Source organism: Marinomonas algicola (assembly GCF_014805825.1).
Taxonomy (GTDB): Bacteria; Pseudomonadota; Gammaproteobacteria; order Pseudomonadales; family Marinomonadaceae; genus Marinomonas; species Marinomonas algicola.
Map to the genome: position 1 here is coordinate 2,460,889 of NZ_CP061941.1, position 21,500 is coordinate 2,482,388.

Here is a 21,500-nt window from a genome sequence, read left to right on the forward strand (position 1 = left end):
TAGATTTATCGAGCCACTTGAAAATCCAGCATCCTTTGAAGTGGTATTAGAGCTTTACGCCTTAATTCCTCTTCAACATGTATCTCATCCGTACCGTGTTTCAAGGCATCACGAAGCAATTCTAAGCTATTTAAAGCCATCCAAGGGCAATGAGCACAACTTCTACAAGTAGCACCTGAACCTGCAGTTGGCGCTTCGATAAAGGTTTTATGAGGAGATGCTTGGCGCATTTTATAAAATATCCCCCTGTCTGTAGCGACAATAAAGGTACTATTTGACATTTCCTTAGATGCATTTAACAGCTGAGAAGTGGACCCAACAACATCTGCAATCTCAACGACTGAATCAGGGGACTCAGGGTGAACCAATATGGCCGCATCCGGGTGTACTTTTTTTAAATCCAGAATACCCTTAGCTTTAAACTCCTCATGAACAATACATGCTCCATCCCAAAGAATCATGTCAGCGCCCGTTTGCTTTTGAATGTAACCACCCAAATGCTGATCAGGGCCCCAGACAATCTTTTCACCTTGATCAACCAGATGATTCACAACCTGCAGCGCGATACTAGAAGTAACAACCCAGTCAGCTCTCGCTTTTACCGCTGCAGAGGTATTTGCATAAACAACCACTTTGCGATCTGGGTATTGATCGCAAAAATCAGAGAACTCATCAATTGGGCACCCTATGTCTAATGAACAAGTTGCTTCAAGGGTAGGCATGATAACCGTTTTCTCAGGACTTAAAATTTTAGAGGTCTCACCCATAAACTTTACGCCAGCCACAACTAATGTTGAAGCACTATGATTTGCTCCAAATCGAGCCATCTCAAGAGAATCGGCTATAATGCCACCCGTTTCCTCAGCTAGAGACTGAATGTCATCATCAGTATAATAATGCGCAACCAAAACAGCGTCTTTTTCAATTAATAAAGATTTAATTTCCTCTTTAAGTAACTCGGAATCTAGAGAAGGCTCTTTTATTAGTTGCTCGGCAGAAGACAGGTATTCTTGGACTGTTTTTCTTAATGGCGATTTGTCGATGACAGTAGACATATTATTAACCCTATTAACTGAATGACAGGTGCTGGCTAAACTATGGAGAAAATGAATAAAGCAGTTCTTAGTGGTGGGTCGTACTGGATTCGAACCAGTGACCAATTGATTAAAAGTCAACTGCTCTACCAACTGAGCTAACGACCCAACGGGGTTCGCATACTATAGAACTGCCTGAAAATTACAAGATTTTATTTTATATTAGACAAATAGCCAGCCGCTAATTTCGCTGTATTTGTTTCAGGAAAACCATCAATAACTTGAGACAGTAAGGCGCGGGCTTTCTCTTTTTGATTCAGTTGATCATATACGATTCCTGACTTGTAAAGAGCATCAGCCTCTTTAGTGTGACCAGAAAAACGTGTCGATACTATCTCAAAATTTTTCAACGCTTGCGCTTTATCATTCTGCACAAGTTTCAATTCACCTAGCCAGTAATAAGCATTGCCCGTTAACTCATTCCTAGGGTACTTAACCACGAAATCAGTAAACGCTTGATCAGCAACTACGTAACTCTTATTTCTTACCAAATCATATGCAGATCGGTAAGCCGCCTGAACTTCAGCAGTAGGCTTTTCTACTTGAATAGGGGCCGATACTATTGAAGAGCCAGCAGTAGAAGGCGAAGCACTAACAACCGGAACGGAAAGAGGTGATGCAACCACAGGTGCAGCGGCCGGCTTATTGAGCAAAGTTGTTAATCTTTTATCTAGGTCAATATAACGATCTAGCTGGTTTCTCTTCATTTTATTAAGTTCGTGAGACTGCTCTTCAATCTTACCTCTTAACTGAGAAACTTCCATCTGCAAGCTTTCTAACTGATACAAAAGCTCAGCGGCTGCCGCGGGAGTGAGACCATTATCTGCTCCATGAACCAACGCAGATGATGCTGTCAGAGACAGCACCATTGCGTAGGAGCGAAGCTTTGAAGCATCAATCATCATTAGTTTTCGTAACGAATTTCAACACGACGATTTAGCTCCCAAGAGCTGTTATCATGACCAAAAGCAACTGGAACTTCTTCACCGAAGCTTACTGATTCAATTTGTGATGCCGCAACACCTTGAATAGTTAAATAACGACTAATTGCTTTAGCACGACGCTCACCCAAAGCCATATTGTATTCACGTGTTCCACGCTCATCAGCATGACCTTCAAGAACAACGCGCGCATCAGGGTTAGCTACTAAGTATTGAGCATGCATGGTTAATGCTTCGCGAGATTCTGGACGTACAATTGACTTATCAAAATCAAAATAGAAAACAGTCGCTACACCGTCAAGCATGGCCATGCCATTTTCATTTGCTACCGCAGAGTCATCAGCAACAATAACACTTGTTAAAGAGCCATCATCACCAGCACCAAACGCTTGATCTGTCGCCTCAGATGTTTCTACAGAGCTAGCTGATGAATCCGTTTCAGAAGCTGTAGTACTACAACCTACGATCCACGCTGCCGACAAACCTACTACCGCAATTTTACTTAATTTTGTAATACTCATTCTTCACTCCTTAAGTGATCTATTTGAAGTAAGGGGACCACGATGGTTCTCTTACATCTCCAGCCGCCGATGGTAACCTATATTTAACCAATCCATCAACGGAAACAACAGATAAAATCCCCTTACCATTATACGTAGTGGCGTACATAACCATACTACCATTAGGTGCAATGCTTGGTGACTCATCTAGATAGGTTTCTGTTAAGACTTGTACACGTCCATTATTCATATCTTGCAACGAGATATTATACTGACCATTATTTTTCTGAACCGTCACTAAAAAGCGTCCATCTGGCGTCATTCTAGCTCTGGTATTCAACTCACCTTCAAAGGTTATTCTTTCAACCGCTTTAGAAGCGATATCAACGCGATAAATTTGAGGGTTGCCTCCTCGATCGGAAGTAAAGATGATACTTTTACCATCTGGTTCCCAGCTTGGCTCTGTATCAATCGAATAATGATTCGTAATACGAGTTAATTTTTGTGTTGCAATATCAAGAACATAGATCTCCGGATTATCATCTTTAGACAGCACTAAAGCCAACTTTTTCCCATCAGGTGACCAAGACGGAGACCCATTCAATCCTTTATACTGAGCAATTTTTTGGCGCTTACCTGTCGCCAACTCCTGAATAAAGATATTAGGTCTACGATCTCTGAACATAACGTAAGAGATAAAACGACCATTATTACTCCATGAAGGAGATAAAATTGGTTCTTTTGATTCCACGATTACTTGAGGACCAAATCCATCCGCATCAGCAACTTGTAACTGGAAGGTCGGTTTTGCTTTATCACCCTCAGCGGTTACATATAATATTTTTGTGCTAAATGCACCACGAACACCAGTCAACAATTCATAAACCTTATCGCTTATATAGTGCGCCGCATCACGGAAATTATTTTTCCTAACTTTAATACTTTCACGACCTTGAACATTTTTTTGCCCCAGCACGTTCAATAATTCAAATTCAATCTCGTATGTATCTCCCGAAAGCAATTTAATCGAGCCAATCAGCACGTAATCCGCCTTTAACAATCGCCAATTACGATAAAATACGTCTTCTTTTTTCGTTGGCTGACTTAGCATCACATTTCTGGGTATCGCATTAAATAAGCCACTGCGCTTGAGGTCATCTTCAATGATTTGAGCCACATCTGGAAGTATCTGCGAGCCTTCATTACCAAACTTAACAACCGCGATTGGCAGAAGCTGATCCGCCCCATTGGTAATCTCAATAACCAGCTGTGCCCGAGCAACACTCGAGAACAGACAAGAACAATACAGTAACAACAATAATATTTTTTTCATTAGCGTCTCAAATCCTGTGGATTAAATATTAAATCAACTTGGCGAAAATTACGTTCAAAAACATAGGAGTCCAGGTCAGCTAGCTCCTCAATTTTCTCAACACGTTTAACAGCATCTACGGCTCGCTGGTCAAACAAAGCATCACCACTGCCTTTCGTGATGTTCACTTGACTAACCTCACCTGTTGGTAAGAAAAATATCCTTAAAAAGGTCCTCATATTATTTCTAGCACTTGGCGGTCTAATCCACGCCCTAGCAATTCGGTCATTTATTAAAGCACTTAAGGACTGAACCATTTGTTGCTCAGCCACATCTCTTTTAGCTTTCTCCGCTTCAGCTAACGCTTGAGCAATCTGCTGCTCAGCCAACTTCTGCTTTTCTTCTGCTTGTTGACGCCGCAACTCTTCTTTACGTTTTTTCTCTTCATTGGCTAATCTGGCCGCTTCTTGCCGCTTTTTCTCTTCTGCTGCTTTCTTTTGTTCTGCGACACGTTTCTTTTCTGCTTCAGCCTCTCTTTTTACCTCTTCTGCTTTTCTCTTAGCAGCCTCAGCGGCTTTCTTTTCTGCTTCCATTTTCTTCCGTTGCTCAGCTTCCTTACGCTTTTTTGCCTCTAAAGCTTGCTGTTCTTTTTGCTTTTTAGCTTCAGCCTCTTTTCTCTGCTGCTTATCGGCTTCAATCTTTAACTGCTTCGCTCTATCCTGCTCCGCCTTATTTTTGGCCTCTTCCTGCTTTTTCTTAGTGAGCGCCAATTGTCTTTTTTGGTCTTCAAGTGCCTTAAGTTCATTTTGTCGCTTTTGCAACGCATTGGCTTTTGCTTTTTCTTGAGCAATCACTTGCGCTTTTCGTTCTTGAGTTTTCTTTTCAGCTTCAGTTTGTTTGCCGATGGACGTTTGTTTAATATCAATCACACTGGCCTGGACAATAGGTGCTCGTTTTGGTTTTATTTCTTCTGCTTCAGAAAAGTCCCACACAAACAGCGCCGACAGCACAACAAGAAGATGCAAAGTAACAGCAAGTACGATGGGTAGAGCATAACTTTCTTGATGAAACAACTTCATTTTTTCAACTCAGGCTCCGTCACAAGCCCCACATTTGGCGCTCCGGCCGCTTGCAATGCCACCATTAAGCGCACAACATCGCCATAAGGAACGTTTTTATCACCTCGAACCAAAACAGGTAAAGATGCATTCTGCGTAAGCACTTTCCGAACTTTATCCTGCAAATCAGCTAAGCTTATTGCATCTTGGGTACCGCCAAAATCCAAAAAGTAGTTGCCTTGATCATCTATAGAAGCAACCAACACCTCAGAGTCAGGATCAGGTATCGGAGCTGCATTTGCATTTGGTAATTCGACATTCACCCCTTGAGTCAGCATGGGGGCGGTAATCATAAAAATAACCAACAATACCAACATAACATCAATATAGGGGACAACATTAATTTCCGACATCGGACGTCGTTTACTACGTCGTTTTAAACGAGGCACTAAGCTACTCCTCCATCACGCACATGAACTTTTCTGTGAAGGATACTCGCAAATTCGTCAGAGAAATTTTCGTAGCTTGATGATAGTGAGTCAGACACGGCGGCAAAACGATTGTATGAAATTACCGCAGGAATAGCGGCTGCAAGGCCAATAGCCGTTGCTATGAGCGCTTCAGCAATGCCAGGGGCAACGGTGGCAAGGGTAGCCTGCTGTACTTCAGCTAAACCAATAAATGAATGCATTATCCCCCAAACAGTACCGAATAAACCGACATAAGGGCTTGTTGATCCTACCGTGGCAAGAAATGATAAATGTTTCTCAAGTTTCTCCTCCTCACGAAACATGGCCACTCTCATTGAGCGTTGCACACCTTCCATAACAGCATCAGGATCGACATTAGATGTCTGTCTTAAACGAGTAAATTCTTTAATACCGGCTGTAAAAATATTCTCTATGCCATCAACCGATCTACCATCTACAGTAATTTGACGATACAACTGGCTTAAATCCATTCCGGACCAAAACAAGTCTTCAAACGTTTTGCGAACCGCCTTCGCTTTACGCAAAACACGCGTTCTTTGAAAAATAATAACCCAAGAAACAACCGACGCCGTTAATAACAACAACATTACTAACTGAACGACGACACTTGCACTTGCAATAAGTCCCCAAATTGACATTCTATACCTCTAAGTTAAATCTGATGGCAACTGATAATTAAAATGCTCATATGCCCGTTTGGTAACTTGACGACCTCTTGGCGTCCTCATTATAAACCCTTGCTGTATTAAGAAAGGCTCAACTACGTCTTCAATTGTATCTCTATCTTCTCCAATAGCCGCAGCAATATTATCTAGACCTACAGGCCGCCCGTCAAATTTCTCAATCATAGTCAATAACATACGACGATCAAGGTGATCAAAACCTTGAGAGTCAACACTCAACATATCGAGAGCGCGTTTAGCAATAACGTCACCCACACACAACTCACCCTTGACCTGCGCAACATCTCTTACTCTGCGCAATAGACGATTAGCAATTCTTGGGGTGCCTCTTGATCTACGCGCTACTTCAAAGCTTCCAGCCTGATCCATCTCAATACCAAGCTTCTTTGCTGAGCGACTCACAATGGAGGTTAACGACTCAACATTGTAAAACTCTAAACGCTGAACAATACCAAACCTATCTCGCAAAGGCGATGTTAATAATCCCGCTCTTGTCGTCGCACCAATCAAAGTAAATGGCGGTATCTCAATTTTTATGGAACGCGCAGCCGGGCCTTCGCCTATCATAATGTCTAGCTGGTAATCCTCCATCGCAGGATACAGAACCTCTTCAATAGCTGGATTTAATCTATGTATCTCATCAATAAAAAGAACATCGCCCTCATTTAGGTTCGTTAACAAAGCGGCCAAATCTCCAGCTCTTTCAAGAACAGGCCCGGAAGTCGTTTTTATCTCAACCCCCATTTCATTTGCAATAATATTGGCTAACGTTGTCTTCCCAAGACCCGGCGGGCCAAAGATCAAAGAATGATCAAGCGCTTCATTACGCTGCTTAGCCGCCTGGATAAAAATCTCCATTTGCTCACGAACAACTGGCTGCCCAATGTATTCCGACAAACTTTGGGGACGAATTGCTCTATCATGATGAAATTCACTTGTTTTTGGCTCAGCCGAAATAATGCGATCAGATTCAATCATCAATTAGCCTTTCTAAGCATATTCTTTAATGCCGCTTTTATGACATCTTCGCTTGTTGCATTAGACATTGGAATAAGCGCAATGGCTTTTGAGGCTTCTTGTGGTTTATAGCCTAATGAAATGAGCGCAGACTCGGCCTCTTGCCTTGGATCTGCCTGAACCTGTTTAAGTACAGCGGGGGTAGAAAAAAGATCTTGTTTTGCGGCTTGACCTAGTTTGTCCCTTAGCTCCACAATTAATCTTTCAGCTGTCTTTTTACCAACACCAGGTATGCCTGTCAGGGCGGTAACATCGGACTCCTGAACAAATTTAACCAATTCATCTGATGACATACTCGACAATATAGCCAATGCCATTTTAGGGCCAATCCCATTGACTTTAATTAAAATACGAAAGAGCGCTCTTTCTGATTTATCAATAAATGCATACAAAGTCTGAGCATCTTCTTTAACTTGAAAATGAGTATATAAAACAACTTGCCCACCAACACTAGGCAACTCATAAAAGGTCGTCATTGAAGCACTTAATTCATAACCAACACCACCAACATCAACCAATAAATCAGGCGGCATTTTTTCTACTAACTTACCAACCAAACGACCAATCACTTTATTTTCCTTACATCTAATTCAGTCCAACGTTTACCTGAGTTTCTTAGTGCTCGCTTACCAGTACCATATTCTAAACCAGACGCCGTTCTGGTGTGCGCGTGACATAAAGCAATGGCCAATGCATCGGCGGCGTCGGCCTGTGGCGATTTATCTAACGACAACAATAATTGAACCATTTGTTGCACCTGTAATTTATCAGCAGAACCACTCCCAACGACCGATTGTTTTACTCGCTTGGCGGAATATTCATGAACAAATACATCATTCAGTGCCGCAACGACAATAGCGGCACCGCGAGCCTGGCCTAACTTTAACGCGGAGTTAGCATTCTTTGCCAAAAACACTTCTTCAATAGCAAACTCATCAGGGTTATATTCAGCAAAAAGTGTCTGAACATTCAGATAAATATTTTTCAACCTCACAGACAACACGTCATCAGGAAGCCTTATACAACCACTGTTTACGTATTTTATTTTACCTTTGGCATCAACATCTATAATACCAAAGCCAGTTATTCTTGAGCCAGGATCGATTGCCAGAATACGTGTTAACACTTTACCACCTTTCGCAGAAAACACACTGTATATCCCAACAGTACTTCAATCAATATTAATAGTAATGAAAAAAGGTCGCATTAAGCGACCTTTTTTATACTTTCTTTACAATTTTAAAATCTTTGCTATAAAAAACTTACTCAACAACAGGTTTACGCACTCTGATACTCAGTTCTTTCAACTGTTTGTCACTTACGGCACCCGGCGCTTGAGTCAACAAACAGGTTGCACTTTGCGTTTTAGGGAAGGCAATAACGTCACGAATGGATTGTGAACCCGTCATCAACATAACCAAGCGGTCCAAACCAAACGCTAAACCACCATGCGGTGGCGCACCAAATTTTAGTGCATCTAGTAAGAATCCAAATTTTTCTTCTTGCTCTTCAGGTGAAATATTTAACAATTCAAATACTGTTTGCTGCATCTCACCTTTGTGTATACGAATCGAACCACCACCTAACTCAGTTCCGTTTAGTACCATATCATAAGCCTGAGATAAGGCCGTTAATGGGCTAGCTTTCAGTTCTTCAGCAGAGCAAGATGGCGCGGTAAATGGATGATGTATAGCGGTAATACCACCATCAGATGTTTCTTCAAACATAGGGAAGTCAACAACCCATAGAGGCGCCCATTCACATGTATACAGATTCAAGTCATCCCCTACTTTACATCGTAAGGCACCCAAAGCTTCTGTCACTACTTTTATGGAATCGGCACCAAAGAAAATTAAATCGCCATCTTGAGCATCGAGACGATCCAACAATTGCTGACGAACCTCAATTGGCAAGAACTTAACAATCGGAGACTGCAAACCCTCTTCAAGATTGGCTTTGTCATTAACTTTAATATACGCCAGACCTTTAGCACCATAAATACCAACAAATTTGGTGTATTCATCAATTTGCTTACGTGTAAGCGCATTACCGCCAGGCACTTTAAGCGCGGCCACACGACCTTTCTCATCTTTAGCAGGCCCAGAGAACACCTTAAAGTCAACCTCTGTCATTAAGTCAGAAACGGTCACAATAGTTAATGGTATACGTAAATCAGGCTTATCAGAACCGTAGGTTTCCATGGCTTCAGCATAAGGCATACGTGGGAATGAACCAAGATCAATGTTTAAAAGCTCTTTAAACATCCCAGTGATCATTGACTCCGTCATTTTCATGATATCTTCTTCACTCATGAATGAGGTCTCGATATCAACCTGAGTAAATTCAGGCTGACGGTCAGCACGTAAGTCTTCATCACGGAAACATTTTGCAATTTGATAATAGCGATCAAAACCAGACACCATTAGCAATTGCTTAAACAATTGTGGTGACTGTGGTAAAGCAAAAAAGCTGCCTTGGTGTGTTCGGCTTGGAACAAGGTAATCACGAGCACCCTCAGGGGTCGCACGAGTCAAAATTGGCGTCTCAATATCCAAGAAACCGTTATCATCTAAATAACGACGTAAAACGGAAGTTACCTTAGAACGGAAACGAAGTTTTTGCTGAACTTCTGGACGACGAAGATCAATGAAGCGATTTTTTAAACGTACATCTTCACCAACAGCTTGATGCTCGTCCAACTGGAATGGGGGAGTGGCCGATCCATTAAGAACTTCAAGATCAAGACCTAAAATTTCAATCTCACCTGTTGGCATATTTGGGTTTGTTGTACCTTCAGGGCGAGCTCTTACTTTCCCTGTCAATTTGACAACATATTCATTACGAACACTGTCTGCAAGAGCAAAGCTTTCTGCACGGTCTGGATCAAAAACGACCTGAGTAACACCTTCACGATCACGTACATCTAGAAAGATAACCCCTCCATGATCACGTCTACGATGAACCCAGCCACATAAAGTGACTTCTTGAGAAATATTGGAAGCATTTAATTCGCCGCAATAATGGCTGCGCATAATATTTATATCCTGTTACTAGCTCAGTAAGAGTGTTTATTTAAGTCCAAAAAGTCGACAGCGGTAAGATCTTTGAGCGCGTCAAACGATCATATCAATTCGTTTTCGACTTTTTAGGTTCTTTCAAATTCTAAAAGGTTCCGCATTATAAGCGAACAAACGCATACACTCTAGGGCATAGGTAAAATTCAATGCCCTTTTATGCATTAATAAAGAGATTCAAAAACGTCGTTTTATTTTTTCAAAATACTTAATGCAACCGCTTCTGCTACTTTTATACCATCTATGCCGGCTGACAAAATCCCACCGGCATAACCTGCACCCTCACCAGAAGGATACAAGCCCGTGGTATTCATACTCACAAAGTCTTTATTTCGTCGAATGCTAACAGGGGAAGAGGTACGAGTCTCAATACCAGTTAAAATGGCGTCATTCATAGCAAAGCCTTTAATTTGACGATCAAAAACCAGTAAAGCTTCTCTCATCGCATCCACAGCGAATGTCGGTAAAGCCTTGGATAAGTCCGTTAATTTAACACCTGGTTTATATGAGGGTTCAACAGAACCAAGCCCTGTGGAGGGAACACCCTTTAAAAAATCACCAACTAACTGGGCAGGCGCATTATAGTTTTCACCGCCCATGGTAAACGCCAATGATTCTAACTGACGCTGCAAGTCAACACCCGCTAAAACGTGCTCTGGGTAATCTTTCTTAGGATCAATGCCGACAACAATAGCGGAATTTGCGTTACGCTCGTTACGAGAATATTGAGACATACCATTTGTCACAACACGCTCACCTTCTGACGTAGCCGCAACAACGGTTCCACCAGGACACATACAAAAACTGTACACACTGCGTCCATTCTCACAATGATGAACTAATTTGTAATCGGCCGCTCCAAGAATTGGATGGCCTGCTTGCACACCAAAACGCCCGTCATCTATTACCGATTGAGGGTGTTCAATACGAAAACCAATTGAGAAAGGTTTCGCTTCCATATACACGCCTTCGTCCAAAAGCATCTGAAAGGTGTCTCTAGCACTGTGACCAATCGCCAACACAAGATGATTCGTTGGTAACACTTCCCCAGAAGACAAAGTCACACCCGTCAATCGACCTTGGTCGGAGCCTTCTTCATGCTCTCGATGTATTTTCTCAACCTTAGAGTTAAACCGTATTTCACCGCCCAAACTAACAATCTCAGCACGGATGTTTTCAACCATCTTAACTAGTTTGAAGGTACCAATATGCGGCTTACTAACATATAAAATTTCTTCAGGCGCTCCAGACTTAACAAATTCTTCCATTACTTTACGGCCAAGGAAACGCTTATCTTTTACCTGACTCCAAAGCTTTCCATCAGAGAATGTACCTGCTCCCCCTTCACCAAACTGAACATTAGATTCTTTATTCAACTTCCTATCACGCCATAACCCCCACGTATCCTTAGTTCGCTGACGCACATCTTGGCCTCGCTCTAAAACGATCGGTTTTAATCCCATTTGAGCCAGTAACAATGCCGCCATAATGCCACACGGACCAAACCCCACAACAACGGGTCTTAACTGCTCTGCCATGGGAAAATTTTCTTCTGCTTTCGCAACAAAATGATAGGATGTATCTGGGGTCGGTTTAACCACATGACTATCAGCAAATCTTTGAAGAACCTTTTTTTCAACGGACTCATTAAGCTCAACATCTAACTGATACAACAAGATAATATTGCCTTTTTTACGGGCATCATAACTTCTTTTAAATATGGTAAAGCCAATTAAATCACTTGCTTCAATATCTAAAGTAGAAACAATGGCGCTATCAAGCTCTTCATCTGTATGATTAAGAGGCAATTTAATATCATTTAGTCGTAACATGGAGGTGGGTGTACTCAAATTAGTATTAGATGGCAGGACTCAGGAGTTAAAGACCTTATTTAATTCAGCGGCGTAGTTTACCACGAAGGCCTTTAAACCGCTAAGATAAGTTTTCATCCCTGCCTTCTCAGGCTCTGACTTACATACAATCTTCAATCTCATAGGTTTTCATTGCCTGAGCAGAATTAAGCACAACGTCATCGCCCTCTTCTTTTCCAAGAAGACACTTTCCTAGTGGTGATGTGATTGAGATTAGGGTAATAGTCTCACGTTTAAGTGTAACTTTCGTCCCACCAGCCACTGGACTAATAAAAAAGTATTGCATTTGATTCGATTGATCAATGAGCTTAACCAAACACCCTTCTGCAACAACAGGACGAACCACTTGATACTGAGACTTACGCTTCACAAACACAGCCAAGTCATTTTCACATTCAATCACCCTTTTGGATTGTCCATGCGCTAGGTAAGATGCCTCAAGGCCAAATGTATCGTATTTGTTTTCAGCAACAGACTCTTCATTTGTCGCCTGCTCATACGCTTGTAACGCGGCCTTGTTGGACACAGCAAGCCTTTCTTTTAAACACAACTGAATACTCTCGATCACATCTTGTTTATTTAACATTTTCGATTCAACAACTTAATTACCCATCAAGATAAACTATTCTGCACAAACAATAATGGCGCCATAAGCGCCATTATTCACACCAGGTAGTTTTTACGCTGGCTTAGTGCTGATGACCGCCCTCACCATGAACATGACCGTGTTCCAATTCTTCTGGAGAAGCTTCACGTACATCGATGATTTCAACATCAAATTTTAGTGTTTTACCCGCCAATGGGTGATTTCCATCTAAAGTAACGCCTTCATCCCCTACGGCAATAACTGTTACAGGCTGCTCACCACCTGGGGTTTGAGCCATAAATTGCATACCGATTTCAATAACATCCACACCTTGAAAGTTTTCACGAGGAACTTCTTGAACCATTTCAGGATAAACAGGACCATAAGCTTCTTCAGGAGAAACAGAAACAGATTCTTTATCACCTGCTTTCTTACCTTGTAATGCTTTATCAAGGCCTTCAATAATATTTTGCGCACCACTCAAAAACACCAATGGCTCTTGACCAATTGAGGAATCTAATTCAGTACCTTCTTCGTCAACCAATGTATAATGCATGCTTACTACGGTATTTGACGCTATTTGCATTGCTATCTCCTTCTTTTATTTATAAGTAGCAGGAACGAGACTTTTATTAAGTAAAAGCCCACTCAAAAATAGCGAGACTTCACGCACCTTGATAATAAGAACCCCCATAATAACGTCCCAAATCGCCAATAACCACCTTGAATGGCACTTTTTCTTTAAGAAACCGTTAAATTCAACAAATACCCAACCGAACAAAAATAGGTATCAGCCCGCCAACCACAACGCCCTGGTCATTTTGTGGTCAAAAAAAATCCCAGACAAAGCTGGGATTTTTCAAACGAAACCGAATTAAGTAAACGGTTATAAGCGAACCGTCTCTATCACACTGAAGACGATATCATCCAATCTTTCTTCAGTAACATGGGAGTCAGCCAACGCTTCATTCTCAATAATAACGGTTAAACCTGTTTTTCTCAAAAGCGCCACATCAGATTCTGTGGCATTTTTCTTCACGATAGCCACAATGCCTTTATTAAGCAAAACCCGTTCAATTAGCTCAACTTGAGAAAACGCATTTTTAGACAAGGAGATGACCGCGGGTTTTTGACCTAAACGAGCCGCTCTATCTTCCGCTGTAACGACAGTGTTTGCATCAAGATCGGCAACCGCCTCTTCAGCCATTGCAGCACCAACAGTCACGTTTGTTAAACGATCAATAACAATGATAGCACCAGTAAAACGACTCTCTACGTATGAATCGAACGCAACGGGGGCATCAAACTGAATGACACATTCAGCAATACCATTTAGCTCGAGCTGGTCGATGTCACTTTTTTCTAACGTATTCACATCAACACGATGCTCAAAATGATGCACTTTACCTGGAACAGATTGCGTACCCACTTTAAAGTTGTACAATTTACCTGGAATCAATGGATGTTCTGCCATCCAAACGATTGAAGCTCTTAACGTAGTAGCCATTAAAGGTTCTTTACCTTTATGAGCCAACATATCACCGCGACTTACATCAATTTCATCTTCCAATGTAAGCGTAACAGCTTGGCCTGATTTGGCCGCCTCCAAATCACCATCATACGTAACAATGGCCTTCACTTTACTGGATTTACCAGATGGCAGGGCAACCACCTCATCACCCGGCTTAACTTGACCTGCCGCAACCGTTCCAGAAAACCCTCTGAAATCAAGGTTTGGTCTGTTGACATATTGCACAGGAAAACGAAAAGCATCGCTTCTTACATCTCGATTAATTTTAACATCTTCAAGGATATTCATTAATGAACCGCCTTGGTACCAAGGCATATTTTCTGAAGGGTTAACTACGTTATCTCCCTTCAAAGCCGACAAAGGAACAAACTGAACATCATCGGTAGCGCGATTACCAAGCTGCTGATTAAAAGCCAAATAATCAGATTTTATTTCATTATATCTTTCTTCTGAGAATTCAACTAAATCCATCTTATTAATTGCAATGACCAGATGCTTAATACCCAATAAAGCGGCGATATAGCTATGACGCTTAGTTTGTGTTTGCACCCCATAACGCGCATCAATCAGAATAATAGCGAGATCAGACGTTGAAGCCCCAGTCGCCATGTTGCGCGTATATTGCTCATGTCCAGGCGTATCCGCAATAATAAATTTACGCTTTTCAGTAGAAAAATAACGATAAGCAACGTCAATAGTAATGCCTTGCTCACGCTCTGCCTGCAAACCATCCACTAGTAAAGCCAAATCAACTTCTTCACCCTGAGTGCCGGACTTCTTACTATCACGCTTGACCGCTTCCATATGATCTTCAAAAATCAGCTTTGAATCATGAAGTAAGCGACCAATAAGGGTACTTTTACCATCATCGACGTTACCGCACGTCAATAAACGCAACATATCTTTTTCTTCATGCTGCTTTAAATAACTCAATATATCTTTATTAATTAATTCTGACTGATGAGACATTACTTACTCCAAAACCTTACTCTGTCAATTAGGCCTTTCATACAACATACAGGTCATTAGTAGTAAAACCCTGCAATACTGAAGATTGAAAACCACGTTAAATGTTAGAAATAACCCTGCTTTTTCTTCTCTTCCATCGAACCAGACGAATCATGATCTATCATTCGCCCCTGCCTCTCAGAGCTTTTTGTAAGCAGCATTTCTTGGATAATTTCAGGAAGTGTATCGGCTTCAGATTCTACGGCACCCGTAAGTGGGTAGCACCCAAGAGTTCTAAAGCGAACCGGTTTCATCATAGGTTTTTCATTTTCATGCAACGGCATACGTTCGTCATCAACCATGATTAATGTGCCATCACGCTCTACAACCGGACGCTCTTTTGCAAAATACAGAGGAACAATATCGATATTTTCTAGGTAAATGTATTGCCATATATCCAATTCAGTCCAGTTTGATAAAGGGAACACTCGAATACTTTCACCTTTATTCACTTTACCGTTATAGATATTCCACAATTCTGGACGTTGGTTTTTAGGATCCCAGCGATGTTGCTTATCACGAAAGGAATACACACGCTCTTTCGCTCGAGACTTCTCTTCATCACGTCTTGCGCCACCGAACGCGGCATCAAAACCGTATTTATCTAAGGCCTGTTTTAGACCTTGTGTTTTCATTACATCAGTATGCTTTGAGCTACCATGAGTAAACGGGCCAATACCCTGAGCCAGGCCTTCAGGGTTCTGATGAACCAATAATTCCAAGCCTAATTTCGCAACCAATTGATCACGGAAGGCAATCATTTCCTTAAATTTCCAACCAGTATCAACGTGCAATAAAGGGAAAGGAGGTTTGCCTGGGTAAAAAGCCTTCATTGCAAGATGCAACATCACAGCCGAATCTTTACCGATAGAATAAAGCATTACAGGATTATCAAACTCTGCCGCCACTTCACGGATGATGTGAATACTCTCAGCTTCAAGCTGCTTTAGATGAGTGAGTCTAGCCTCTGTTGTCATAATATACTGTCTCAATAAAAGTCATAACTGGTTAGCGTTTATCTTAATAAAACCACTATAGCATATCATTAAGTTATAAAAAGAAAACTTATTAGACTTTAAAGGAATATTTATATTAATCTTTTATACACCCATTTCAAATCCGCTCGGTTAACTTTACTGTTAAACAAGGTTATTAATAAGTTACCCTGACTGATAGCTCTAATATTGATCGTGCACATGACGCCGATAAAACTTTTTGCCTATACATAATAAACCAATCCATCGAGCCTACCTATCGAACCTACCTATCGAACCCAAGCTGAAAGGCGCGAAGTGCATGAGAAACAAGAAAAGAGTCAAATTCAAAACCCAAAAAAGGTCGATTAAATCGACCTTTTATTGACAATCACCAACGCGTATTCAGTATTTTAAGGCGCGTCTGCGTCCAACTGTTGCTGAAGTTGTATTTGTAAAACTTGAGACTCTAAACGATTTATGGATGTGTTTATTTGAGCTCTAAAAGCATCCACCGAATCGATCGCTTCCTGATGATCTTTTAACGTTTTTTGCACGTCATTCGAAACCACTTGCGTAACGGCTTGACTCGGCTTATTAGCTAAAGACGCGACTTGTTTGGATAGATCATCGAGTTTAGCTGTTAACGCTGAAATTGTAGATTCATAAGATGAGAGCTGAATAGAGTTGGCTTCCACTCGCCCCTGCAACTCAACCTCTCTGGTATCCAAAGCCGCGGCCGTTTTTTCAAACTGGTCCTGATTTAACGTCAACTCAGTTAAAACGCCTTGCTGCGTTGTCTTAATCTCTTCCAGTGCTGAAACAGCGTCAATTAATTGATTATAACCTGCTTCAACTTCATTAAACGCATCACCCTGAACAGCAATTAATTTTGCTTGAGTCGATGTTGTTTCTTTTAGTGACGAAATCGTACTGTTGATCGAATCTATATTCGCTTTATTAGACGCAATGGCTTTTCTATTTGTGTCATAAGACACACCCCACAATTTGCGGATTTCGCTACTGTGGACGCTTAACGTTTCTTCTAAAGTAGACCCTTGTGCATTCGCCGACACATCTGCCGCAATTAACTGGTGATCTAAATTTTTCACCTCACTTTTCGTTAGCTGCAATTCGTTTAAGAGCATTTGATTTTGCTCCCATAACCAATACCCAGCTCCGCTGGCACCAGCCAAAATCAACAACAATAAAAAATACACACCTCCAAGGCTTGTCTTTTTAGCCGTTGCTCCTGTTGACACACCCGCTGGGTGAGCCGGTGGTGGATTTAATTTCCGCTTGGTTTGAGAGTTAGCGGTTCGTCTTTCGCTTACTTCATCTTGGTCTAAAGTAAGGCTTGGGATATCTACATCATCGTTTCTGGACATCGAGCTCAATTTCTTTATCTACAACTAAAGGGAAAATTTAATAACCATACTAATTTTATGAATATAAAATTCATTTTTTCAGTGCTACTATATAAGCACCATTAACTGCTTGATAACAAGCATTTTTGTATATTAACGCTAGGAGAAAAGATATGTCTTTCGAATTACCAGCTCTTCCTTACGCTAAAGATGCTCTAGAGCCTCACATGTCAGTAGAAACACTAGAGTTTCACCATGGAAAACACCATAACACGTATGTTGTTAAATTAAACGGTCTTGTTCCTGGAACTGAATACGAAGGCAAATCTTTAGAAGAAATCATTGCCGCTGCACCAGCAGGCCCGGTTTTTAACAATGCCGCTCAAATCTGGAATCACACCTTCTTTTGGAATAGTTTAAACCCAAATGGCGGCGGTGAACCAACAGGTGAATTGGCCGATGCCATCAATGCAAAATGGGGTTCTTTTGAAGCATTCCAAGCTGAATTCAACGATAAAGCCGTAAACAACTTCGGTTCAAGCTGGACTTGGTTAGTTAAAAATGCCGCGGGTGAATTAGAAATCGTCAATACTAGCAATGCTGGTACACCGTCAACTAATGGCCAAACGGCACTATTAACCGTAGACCTTTGGGAACATGCTTATTACATTGATTATCGCAATGTACGCCCTGACTATCTAAAAGGTTTCTGGGCGCTTGCTAACTGGGAATTCGCTGCAGCAAACTTCGCCGCTTAATCCTGTTATACGCAGTATAAAAGTGTTTTAAAAGACAATGTAATCTTTTTAAATGCTTAAATAAGCCCCAGTTTGTCTGGGGCTTATTTCTTTGAATCCACTCAAAAATAGCGACGATAAAAATGGGGTATTTGAAACATTAAAGCGCTAACTCTTTTTGCACTTCCAACTTGGTTCGAATAAAGTCTGAATGAGGTACATAAAGCAATTCGCTGATTCTTCTAATACGGTGATCTTCATACTCATCGAGCTCTAAATCTGCATAGGCAATTCGCCACAAGCATCGCATAATTTCATCTTTATCAGCGCGACTCGCTTGCTCATTAATGACATTGGTATACTTAAACATGTCGTTAGCCATTTTAGACTGAGATCTCGCCTCTTCCAGAATGGCCTCAACTTCCGAATCCAAACCTGTCTGAGCTTTTAAAATCTCGAGTATTTTTTCTATTTCCCTTTGATCAACCTCATCATCAGACACCATAATTTCGACAAGCACAGTAGCAAGCGCCAAATGATAGGAGACATCACTTTCTTCAGAGGGTGATTGTGTTAAGTTTGCAAACATTTTTTTGAGTTCAAAAAGCATAATTGGCTCCATTTTTTAGTCATTATAACCAATAACACCGAAGCCCATTGTTTAAAAGATGTAAAAATAATGCAACGAAAAACATTGGTAAATTAGATTTTATTAATATAAGATAATCCTAATATTTGATTTAGGTGTAACTATGGAAAATTTTATTTTACCACTATCCGGTGGGCTATTGATTGGTGTTGCCGCGACCCTTTACCTACTTACAACAGGAAAAGTAGTCGGCATCAGCGGAATTTTTGCTCAAGCATTATTCAATAAGGAGAGAGGGCTACCGATACTCTTTATTATCGGACTTATTCTTGGCGGCAGTACCTACGGCAACCTAATCCCTCAACACACTGACTTTCCTGAAAGCAGAAGTACATTACTTCTCATTATTTCAGGATTACTTGTAGGCTATGGAACTCGATTAGGGCGTGGCTGCACCAGCGGTCATGGTGTCTGCGGAATATCAAGGCTGTCACCTCGCTCAATTATCGCGACATTAATTTTTATAACCAGCGCGATCATCACGGTTTATTTTTTTAACAGTATTTAACATAGGAAGACGATATGAAGGCTCTAATTACATTTATTACCGGCTTGCTCTTTGGCGTTGGTTTGGCCTTTTCAGAAATGACCAACCCAGCTGTGGTTATTGGCTTCTTGGATATAACAAGAAACTGGAACCCTTCCTTACTCTTTGTGATGGTAGGAGCCATCGCCATTGGATTCATTGGTTACCAAATTCAAAAACGCAGAAAAAAACCATTATTCGACTCCAGCTGGTCCATACCAACTCGAAAAGACATCGATTCACCATTAATCATCGGATCAATCTTGTTTGGAATAGGCTGGGGGTTGAGTGGCTATTGTCCGGGTCCAGGACTGACCGCTCTCATTAACAATCCATCCGAAGGTATTATTTTTGTTATCGCACTCATTTTAGGTAGCGGGTTATTTCAGGTGCAATCAAAATTACAAACAAAGCCACAATAAACCATAGAACAAAGCCATAATGGGGAGTGCTTAAATGAATGGAAACTGTCATGATTCTAAAAGTGACCTAATTAATAAAAAAAGCTTGACCTAGAATCATTCTGAAATTAAATTGCGCACGCGTCGTTACTGAACATAATCCGCACCGCTTCAACTGCTGCCGCAGTCGCTTAAGGTTCACACCGGATAAGCAACAGCCATGAGTAGGATGGGGGGGAGGTAAAGACGCATTTATCTTTCGGTTTATGTTTTGTAATAATGAGGAGAACTCCATCTAATGACTATTGACGTCCATTCTTTCTACACACCTGCTAGCTTCGAACGCCTTAAAAAATTGGCTGACACCAAAGAAACTCCTTTTGTTGTCATCGATACCAAAACCATTGAAGAACACTATATTGATTTAAAAAAAGGCTTCCCTATTGCTGATATTTTTTATGCAATGAAAGCCAATCCAGCGCCTGAAATTCTGACATTATTAAGAGATCAGGGCGCAAATTTTGATGTGGCGTCAATTTATGAGCTAGACAAGTTACTTGCGATTGGTGGCGTTTCTCCAGAAAAGATCAGTTACGGCAATACCATAAAAAAAATCAAAGACATTCGCTATTTTTATGATAAAGGCATTCGTATGTTTGCTTCTGACTCAGAAGCCGATTTACATAATATAGCCAAACAAGCGCCTGGCTCACGTGTCTACATTCGTATTCTAACGGAAGGATCTCAGACGGCAGACTGGCCCTTGTCCAGAAAGTTCGGTTGCCACACTGATATGGCGATTAGCCTACTTGTATTGGCCAAAGAACTTGGACTTGTTCCTTACGGCGTTTCTTTCCATGTTGGCTCCCAGCAACGTGACATTGGGGCTTGGGATGAAGCCATTGGTAAAGTGAAAGTTATTTTTGAGCGCCTTAAAGAAGAGAGTGACATCGAGTTACAGATGATTAATATGGGCGGCGGCTTCCCTGCTAACTACATTACTCGGACTAACGACCTTGCCACCTATGCCGAAGAAATCAACCGTTTCTTGGAAGAAGATTTTGGTGCAAACATACCACGCATTATTTTAGAGCCTGGTCGTTCTTTGATATCTAATGCTGGTATATTAGTCAGTGAAGTGGTGTTAATTTCTCGTAAATCCAATACGGCATTAAACCGTTGGATCTTTACCGATGTGGGTAAGTTTTCAGGCCTTATTGAAACCTTAGACGAAGCCATCAAGTACCCGATTCACACAGAAAAATCCGGTGAAGTAGAAGACGTAGTGATCGCGGGTCCAACTTGTGACAGTGCTGATATTATGTATGAAAACTACAAATACGGCTTACCATTAAGCTTGGAAATTGGTGATCGCCTTTACTGGTTATCAACAGGAGCCTACACTACGACTTACAGTGCGGTAGAATTTAATGGCTTCCCGCCTTTAGCCTCTTATTACGTGTAATAGACCTCCACCTATAAAACGCCCTCATTCGTACGGGCGTTTTATAGCGCACAAACAGCACCTCAAACGCCCACCCTCTCCCTCGCTTTGCTTGATTACCTGATCGTGAGTTATTGCATTTAATTTTGTGATAATCACGACTTTTGTACTTTTCGTATTTGTATGCAGAACATTATGTATTGATATACAACACATAATATGTTGATATATGAAAA

Annotated in this window: 22 protein-coding genes and 1 tRNA gene; 4 read left to right on the forward strand and 19 right to left on the reverse strand. The window is 41.2% G+C overall.

From position 1 onward, the window contains the following. Positions 1 to 5: 5 nt before the first annotated feature. From nadA to IEZ33_RS11390, 18 genes are all read right to left on the reverse strand, one after another. The gene (gene nadA, locus IEZ33_RS11305; RefSeq protein ID WP_191600174.1) at positions 6 to 1,055 is read right to left on the reverse strand and encodes a quinolinate synthase NadA; all 1,050 of its coding nucleotides are present in this window, start codon (positions 1,053 to 1,055) and stop codon (positions 6 to 8) included. A 71-nt stretch (positions 1,056 to 1,126) separates the two neighbouring features. Then, positions 1,127 to 1,202, reverse strand: a tRNA-Lys gene (locus IEZ33_RS11310). Between the two features lie 44 nt (positions 1,203 to 1,246). Next, on the reverse strand, positions 1,247 to 1,999 hold the full coding sequence (ybgF, locus tag IEZ33_RS11315; protein WP_191600175.1) for a tol-pal system protein YbgF: 753 nt from the start codon (positions 1,997 to 1,999) through the stop codon (positions 1,247 to 1,249). After that, positions 1,999 to 2,556 carry a peptidoglycan-associated lipoprotein Pal gene (pal, locus tag IEZ33_RS11320; RefSeq protein ID WP_191600176.1) on the reverse strand — a complete coding sequence of 186 codons (558 nt, stop codon included), beginning with the start codon at positions 2,554 to 2,556 and terminating at the stop codon, positions 1,999 to 2,001. Before pal ends, ybgF begins: the two co-directional genes overlap by 1 nt. A 19-nt stretch (positions 2,557 to 2,575) precedes the next feature. Next, the gene (gene tolB, locus IEZ33_RS11325; protein WP_191600177.1) at positions 2,576 to 3,868 is read right to left on the reverse strand and encodes a Tol-Pal system beta propeller repeat protein TolB; all 1,293 of its coding nucleotides are present in this window, start codon (positions 3,866 to 3,868) and stop codon (positions 2,576 to 2,578) included. Continuing rightward, on the reverse strand, positions 3,868 to 4,926 hold the full coding sequence (gene tolA, locus IEZ33_RS11330; RefSeq protein WP_191600178.1) for a cell envelope integrity protein TolA: 1,059 nt from the start codon (positions 4,924 to 4,926) through the stop codon (positions 3,868 to 3,870). Before tolA ends, tolB begins: the two co-directional genes overlap by 1 nt. Then, complete coding sequence (gene tolR, locus IEZ33_RS11335; protein WP_240009509.1) at positions 4,923 to 5,354, reverse strand: protein TolR; 432 nt, start codon at positions 5,352 to 5,354, stop codon at positions 4,923 to 4,925. The genes tolA and tolR overlap by 4 nt, the downstream gene beginning before the upstream one ends. Beyond that, positions 5,354 to 6,034 carry a protein TolQ gene (gene tolQ / locus IEZ33_RS11340; protein ID WP_191600179.1) on the reverse strand — a complete coding sequence of 227 codons (681 nt, stop codon included), beginning with the start codon at positions 6,032 to 6,034 and terminating at the stop codon, positions 5,354 to 5,356. The genes tolR and tolQ overlap by 1 nt, the downstream gene beginning before the upstream one ends. A 9-nt stretch (positions 6,035 to 6,043) precedes the next feature. After that, positions 6,044 to 7,057 (reverse strand): Holliday junction branch migration DNA helicase RuvB, encoded by a 1,014-nt coding sequence (gene ruvB, locus IEZ33_RS11345; RefSeq protein WP_191600180.1) that lies wholly within the window; start codon positions 7,055 to 7,057, stop codon positions 6,044 to 6,046. Continuing rightward, the gene (gene ruvA / locus IEZ33_RS11350) at positions 7,057 to 7,665 is read right to left on the reverse strand and encodes a Holliday junction branch migration protein RuvA (RefSeq protein ID WP_191600181.1); all 609 of its coding nucleotides are present in this window, start codon (positions 7,663 to 7,665) and stop codon (positions 7,057 to 7,059) included. Before ruvA ends, ruvB begins: the two co-directional genes overlap by 1 nt. Next, positions 7,662 to 8,246: a crossover junction endodeoxyribonuclease RuvC gene (gene ruvC, locus IEZ33_RS11355; protein WP_240009510.1), complete on the reverse strand. Its 585-nt coding sequence runs from the start codon at positions 8,244 to 8,246 to the stop codon at positions 7,662 to 7,664. Before ruvC ends, ruvA begins: the two co-directional genes overlap by 4 nt. Positions 8,247 to 8,358: 112 nt before the next feature. After that, a complete protein-coding gene (gene aspS, locus IEZ33_RS11360) occupies positions 8,359 to 10,128 on the reverse strand; it encodes an aspartate--tRNA ligase (protein WP_191600182.1) in 1,770 nt (589 codons plus the stop codon). Positions 10,129 to 10,361: 233 nt separating this feature from the next. Next, the gene (locus tag IEZ33_RS11365) at positions 10,362 to 12,002 is read right to left on the reverse strand and encodes an NAD(P)/FAD-dependent oxidoreductase (RefSeq protein WP_191600183.1); all 1,641 of its coding nucleotides are present in this window, start codon (positions 12,000 to 12,002) and stop codon (positions 10,362 to 10,364) included. 139 nt (positions 12,003 to 12,141) lie between these two features. Beyond that, positions 12,142 to 12,627, reverse strand: coding sequence for a GreA/GreB family elongation factor (locus IEZ33_RS11370; protein ID WP_191600184.1), 486 nt, complete (start codon positions 12,625 to 12,627; stop codon positions 12,142 to 12,144). Positions 12,628 to 12,730: 103 nt separating this feature from the next. Beyond that, entirely contained in the window at positions 12,731 to 13,213 is a 483-nt protein-coding gene (locus IEZ33_RS11375) for an FKBP-type peptidyl-prolyl cis-trans isomerase (protein WP_191600185.1), read from the reverse strand. 300 nt (positions 13,214 to 13,513) lie between these two features. Beyond that, complete coding sequence (cysN, locus tag IEZ33_RS11380) at positions 13,514 to 15,127, reverse strand: sulfate adenylyltransferase subunit CysN (RefSeq protein ID WP_191600186.1); 1,614 nt, start codon at positions 15,125 to 15,127, stop codon at positions 13,514 to 13,516. 104 nt (positions 15,128 to 15,231) lie between these two features. Continuing rightward, the gene (cysD, locus tag IEZ33_RS11385) at positions 15,232 to 16,143 is read right to left on the reverse strand and encodes a sulfate adenylyltransferase subunit CysD (RefSeq protein ID WP_191600187.1); all 912 of its coding nucleotides are present in this window, start codon (positions 16,141 to 16,143) and stop codon (positions 15,232 to 15,234) included. Positions 16,144 to 16,553: 410 nt separating this feature from the next. Beyond that, positions 16,554 to 17,528 carry a hypothetical protein gene (locus IEZ33_RS11390; RefSeq protein WP_191600188.1) on the reverse strand — a complete coding sequence of 325 codons (975 nt, stop codon included), beginning with the start codon at positions 17,526 to 17,528 and terminating at the stop codon, positions 16,554 to 16,556. A gap of 152 nt (positions 17,529 to 17,680) precedes the next feature. Between IEZ33_RS11390 and IEZ33_RS11395 the strand changes: the two genes are divergently transcribed. Then, positions 17,681 to 18,265, forward strand: coding sequence for a superoxide dismutase (locus IEZ33_RS11395; RefSeq protein WP_191600189.1), 585 nt, complete (start codon positions 17,681 to 17,683; stop codon positions 18,263 to 18,265). Positions 18,266 to 18,404: 139 nt separating this feature from the next. Here IEZ33_RS11395 and IEZ33_RS11400 read toward each other — a convergent pair whose 3' ends face one another. Continuing rightward, positions 18,405 to 18,854, reverse strand: a complete 450-nt coding sequence (locus tag IEZ33_RS11400) for a tellurite resistance TerB family protein (protein WP_191600190.1) — start codon at positions 18,852 to 18,854, stop codon at positions 18,405 to 18,407. A gap of 142 nt (positions 18,855 to 18,996) precedes the next feature. Between IEZ33_RS11400 and IEZ33_RS11405 the strand changes: the two genes are divergently transcribed. The 3 genes from IEZ33_RS11405 to IEZ33_RS11415 all read left to right on the forward strand — a co-directional run bounded on the left by IEZ33_RS11405 (position 18,997) and on the right by IEZ33_RS11415 (position 21,285). Continuing rightward, positions 18,997 to 19,401 (forward strand): YeeE/YedE family protein, encoded by a 405-nt coding sequence (locus IEZ33_RS11405; protein WP_191600191.1) that lies wholly within the window; start codon positions 18,997 to 18,999, stop codon positions 19,399 to 19,401. Between the two features lie 14 nt (positions 19,402 to 19,415). Further along, positions 19,416 to 19,841: a YeeE/YedE family protein gene (locus IEZ33_RS11410; RefSeq protein WP_191600192.1), complete on the forward strand. Its 426-nt coding sequence runs from the start codon at positions 19,416 to 19,418 to the stop codon at positions 19,839 to 19,841. Between the two features lie 277 nt (positions 19,842 to 20,118). Beyond that, positions 20,119 to 21,285: a type III PLP-dependent enzyme gene (locus IEZ33_RS11415; protein WP_191600193.1), complete on the forward strand. Its 1,167-nt coding sequence runs from the start codon at positions 20,119 to 20,121 to the stop codon at positions 21,283 to 21,285. The last annotated feature ends 215 nt before the right edge of the window (positions 21,286 to 21,500 follow it).

Bases quoted from the DNA above. Each gene is read 5' to 3' on its own strand.
- nadA (WP_191600174.1), bottom strand. From the start codon at position 1,055: ATGTCTACTGTCATCGACAAATCGCCATTAAGAAAAACAGTCCAAGAA.
- ybgF (WP_191600175.1), bottom strand. From the start codon at position 1,999: ATGATGATTGATGCTTCAAAGCTTCGCTCCTACGCAATGGTGCTGTCT.
- pal (WP_191600176.1), bottom strand. From the start codon at position 2,556: ATGAGTATTACAAAATTAAGTAAAATTGCGGTAGTAGGTTTGTCGGCA.
- tolB (WP_191600177.1), bottom strand. From the start codon at position 3,868: ATGAAAAAAATATTATTGTTGTTACTGTATTGTTCTTGTCTGTTCTCG.
- tolA (WP_191600178.1), bottom strand. From the start codon at position 4,926: ATGAAGTTGTTTCATCAAGAAAGTTATGCTCTACCCATCGTACTTGCT.
- tolQ (WP_191600179.1), bottom strand. From the start codon at position 6,034: ATGTCAATTTGGGGACTTATTGCAAGTGCAAGTGTCGTCGTTCAGTTA.
- ruvB (WP_191600180.1), bottom strand. From the start codon at position 7,057: ATGATTGAATCTGATCGCATTATTTCGGCTGAGCCAAAAACAAGTGAA.
- aspS (WP_191600182.1), bottom strand. From the start codon at position 10,128: ATGCGCAGCCATTATTGCGGCGAATTAAATGCTTCCAATATTTCTCAA.
- IEZ33_RS11365 (WP_191600183.1), bottom strand. From the start codon at position 12,002: ATGTTACGACTAAATGATATTAAATTGCCTCTTAATCATACAGATGAA.
- IEZ33_RS11370 (WP_191600184.1), bottom strand. From the start codon at position 12,627: ATGTTAAATAAACAAGATGTGATCGAGAGTATTCAGTTGTGTTTAAAA.
- IEZ33_RS11375 (WP_191600185.1), bottom strand. From the start codon at position 13,213: ATGCAAATAGCGTCAAATACCGTAGTAAGCATGCATTATACATTGGTT.
- cysN (WP_191600186.1), bottom strand. From the start codon at position 15,127: ATGTCTCATCAGTCAGAATTAATTAATAAAGATATATTGAGTTATTTA.
- cysD (WP_191600187.1), bottom strand. From the start codon at position 16,143: ATGACAACAGAGGCTAGACTCACTCATCTAAAGCAGCTTGAAGCTGAG.
- IEZ33_RS11390 (WP_191600188.1), bottom strand. From the start codon at position 17,528: ATGTCCAGAAACGATGATGTAGATATCCCAAGCCTTACTTTAGACCAA.
- IEZ33_RS11395 (WP_191600189.1), top strand. From the start codon at position 17,681: ATGTCTTTCGAATTACCAGCTCTTCCTTACGCTAAAGATGCTCTAGAG.
- IEZ33_RS11400 (WP_191600190.1), bottom strand. From the start codon at position 18,854: ATGCTTTTTGAACTCAAAAAAATGTTTGCAAACTTAACACAATCACCC.
- IEZ33_RS11405 (WP_191600191.1), top strand. From the start codon at position 18,997: ATGGAAAATTTTATTTTACCACTATCCGGTGGGCTATTGATTGGTGTT.
- IEZ33_RS11410 (WP_191600192.1), top strand. From the start codon at position 19,416: ATGAAGGCTCTAATTACATTTATTACCGGCTTGCTCTTTGGCGTTGGT.
- IEZ33_RS11415 (WP_191600193.1), top strand. From the start codon at position 20,119: ATGACTATTGACGTCCATTCTTTCTACACACCTGCTAGCTTCGAACGC.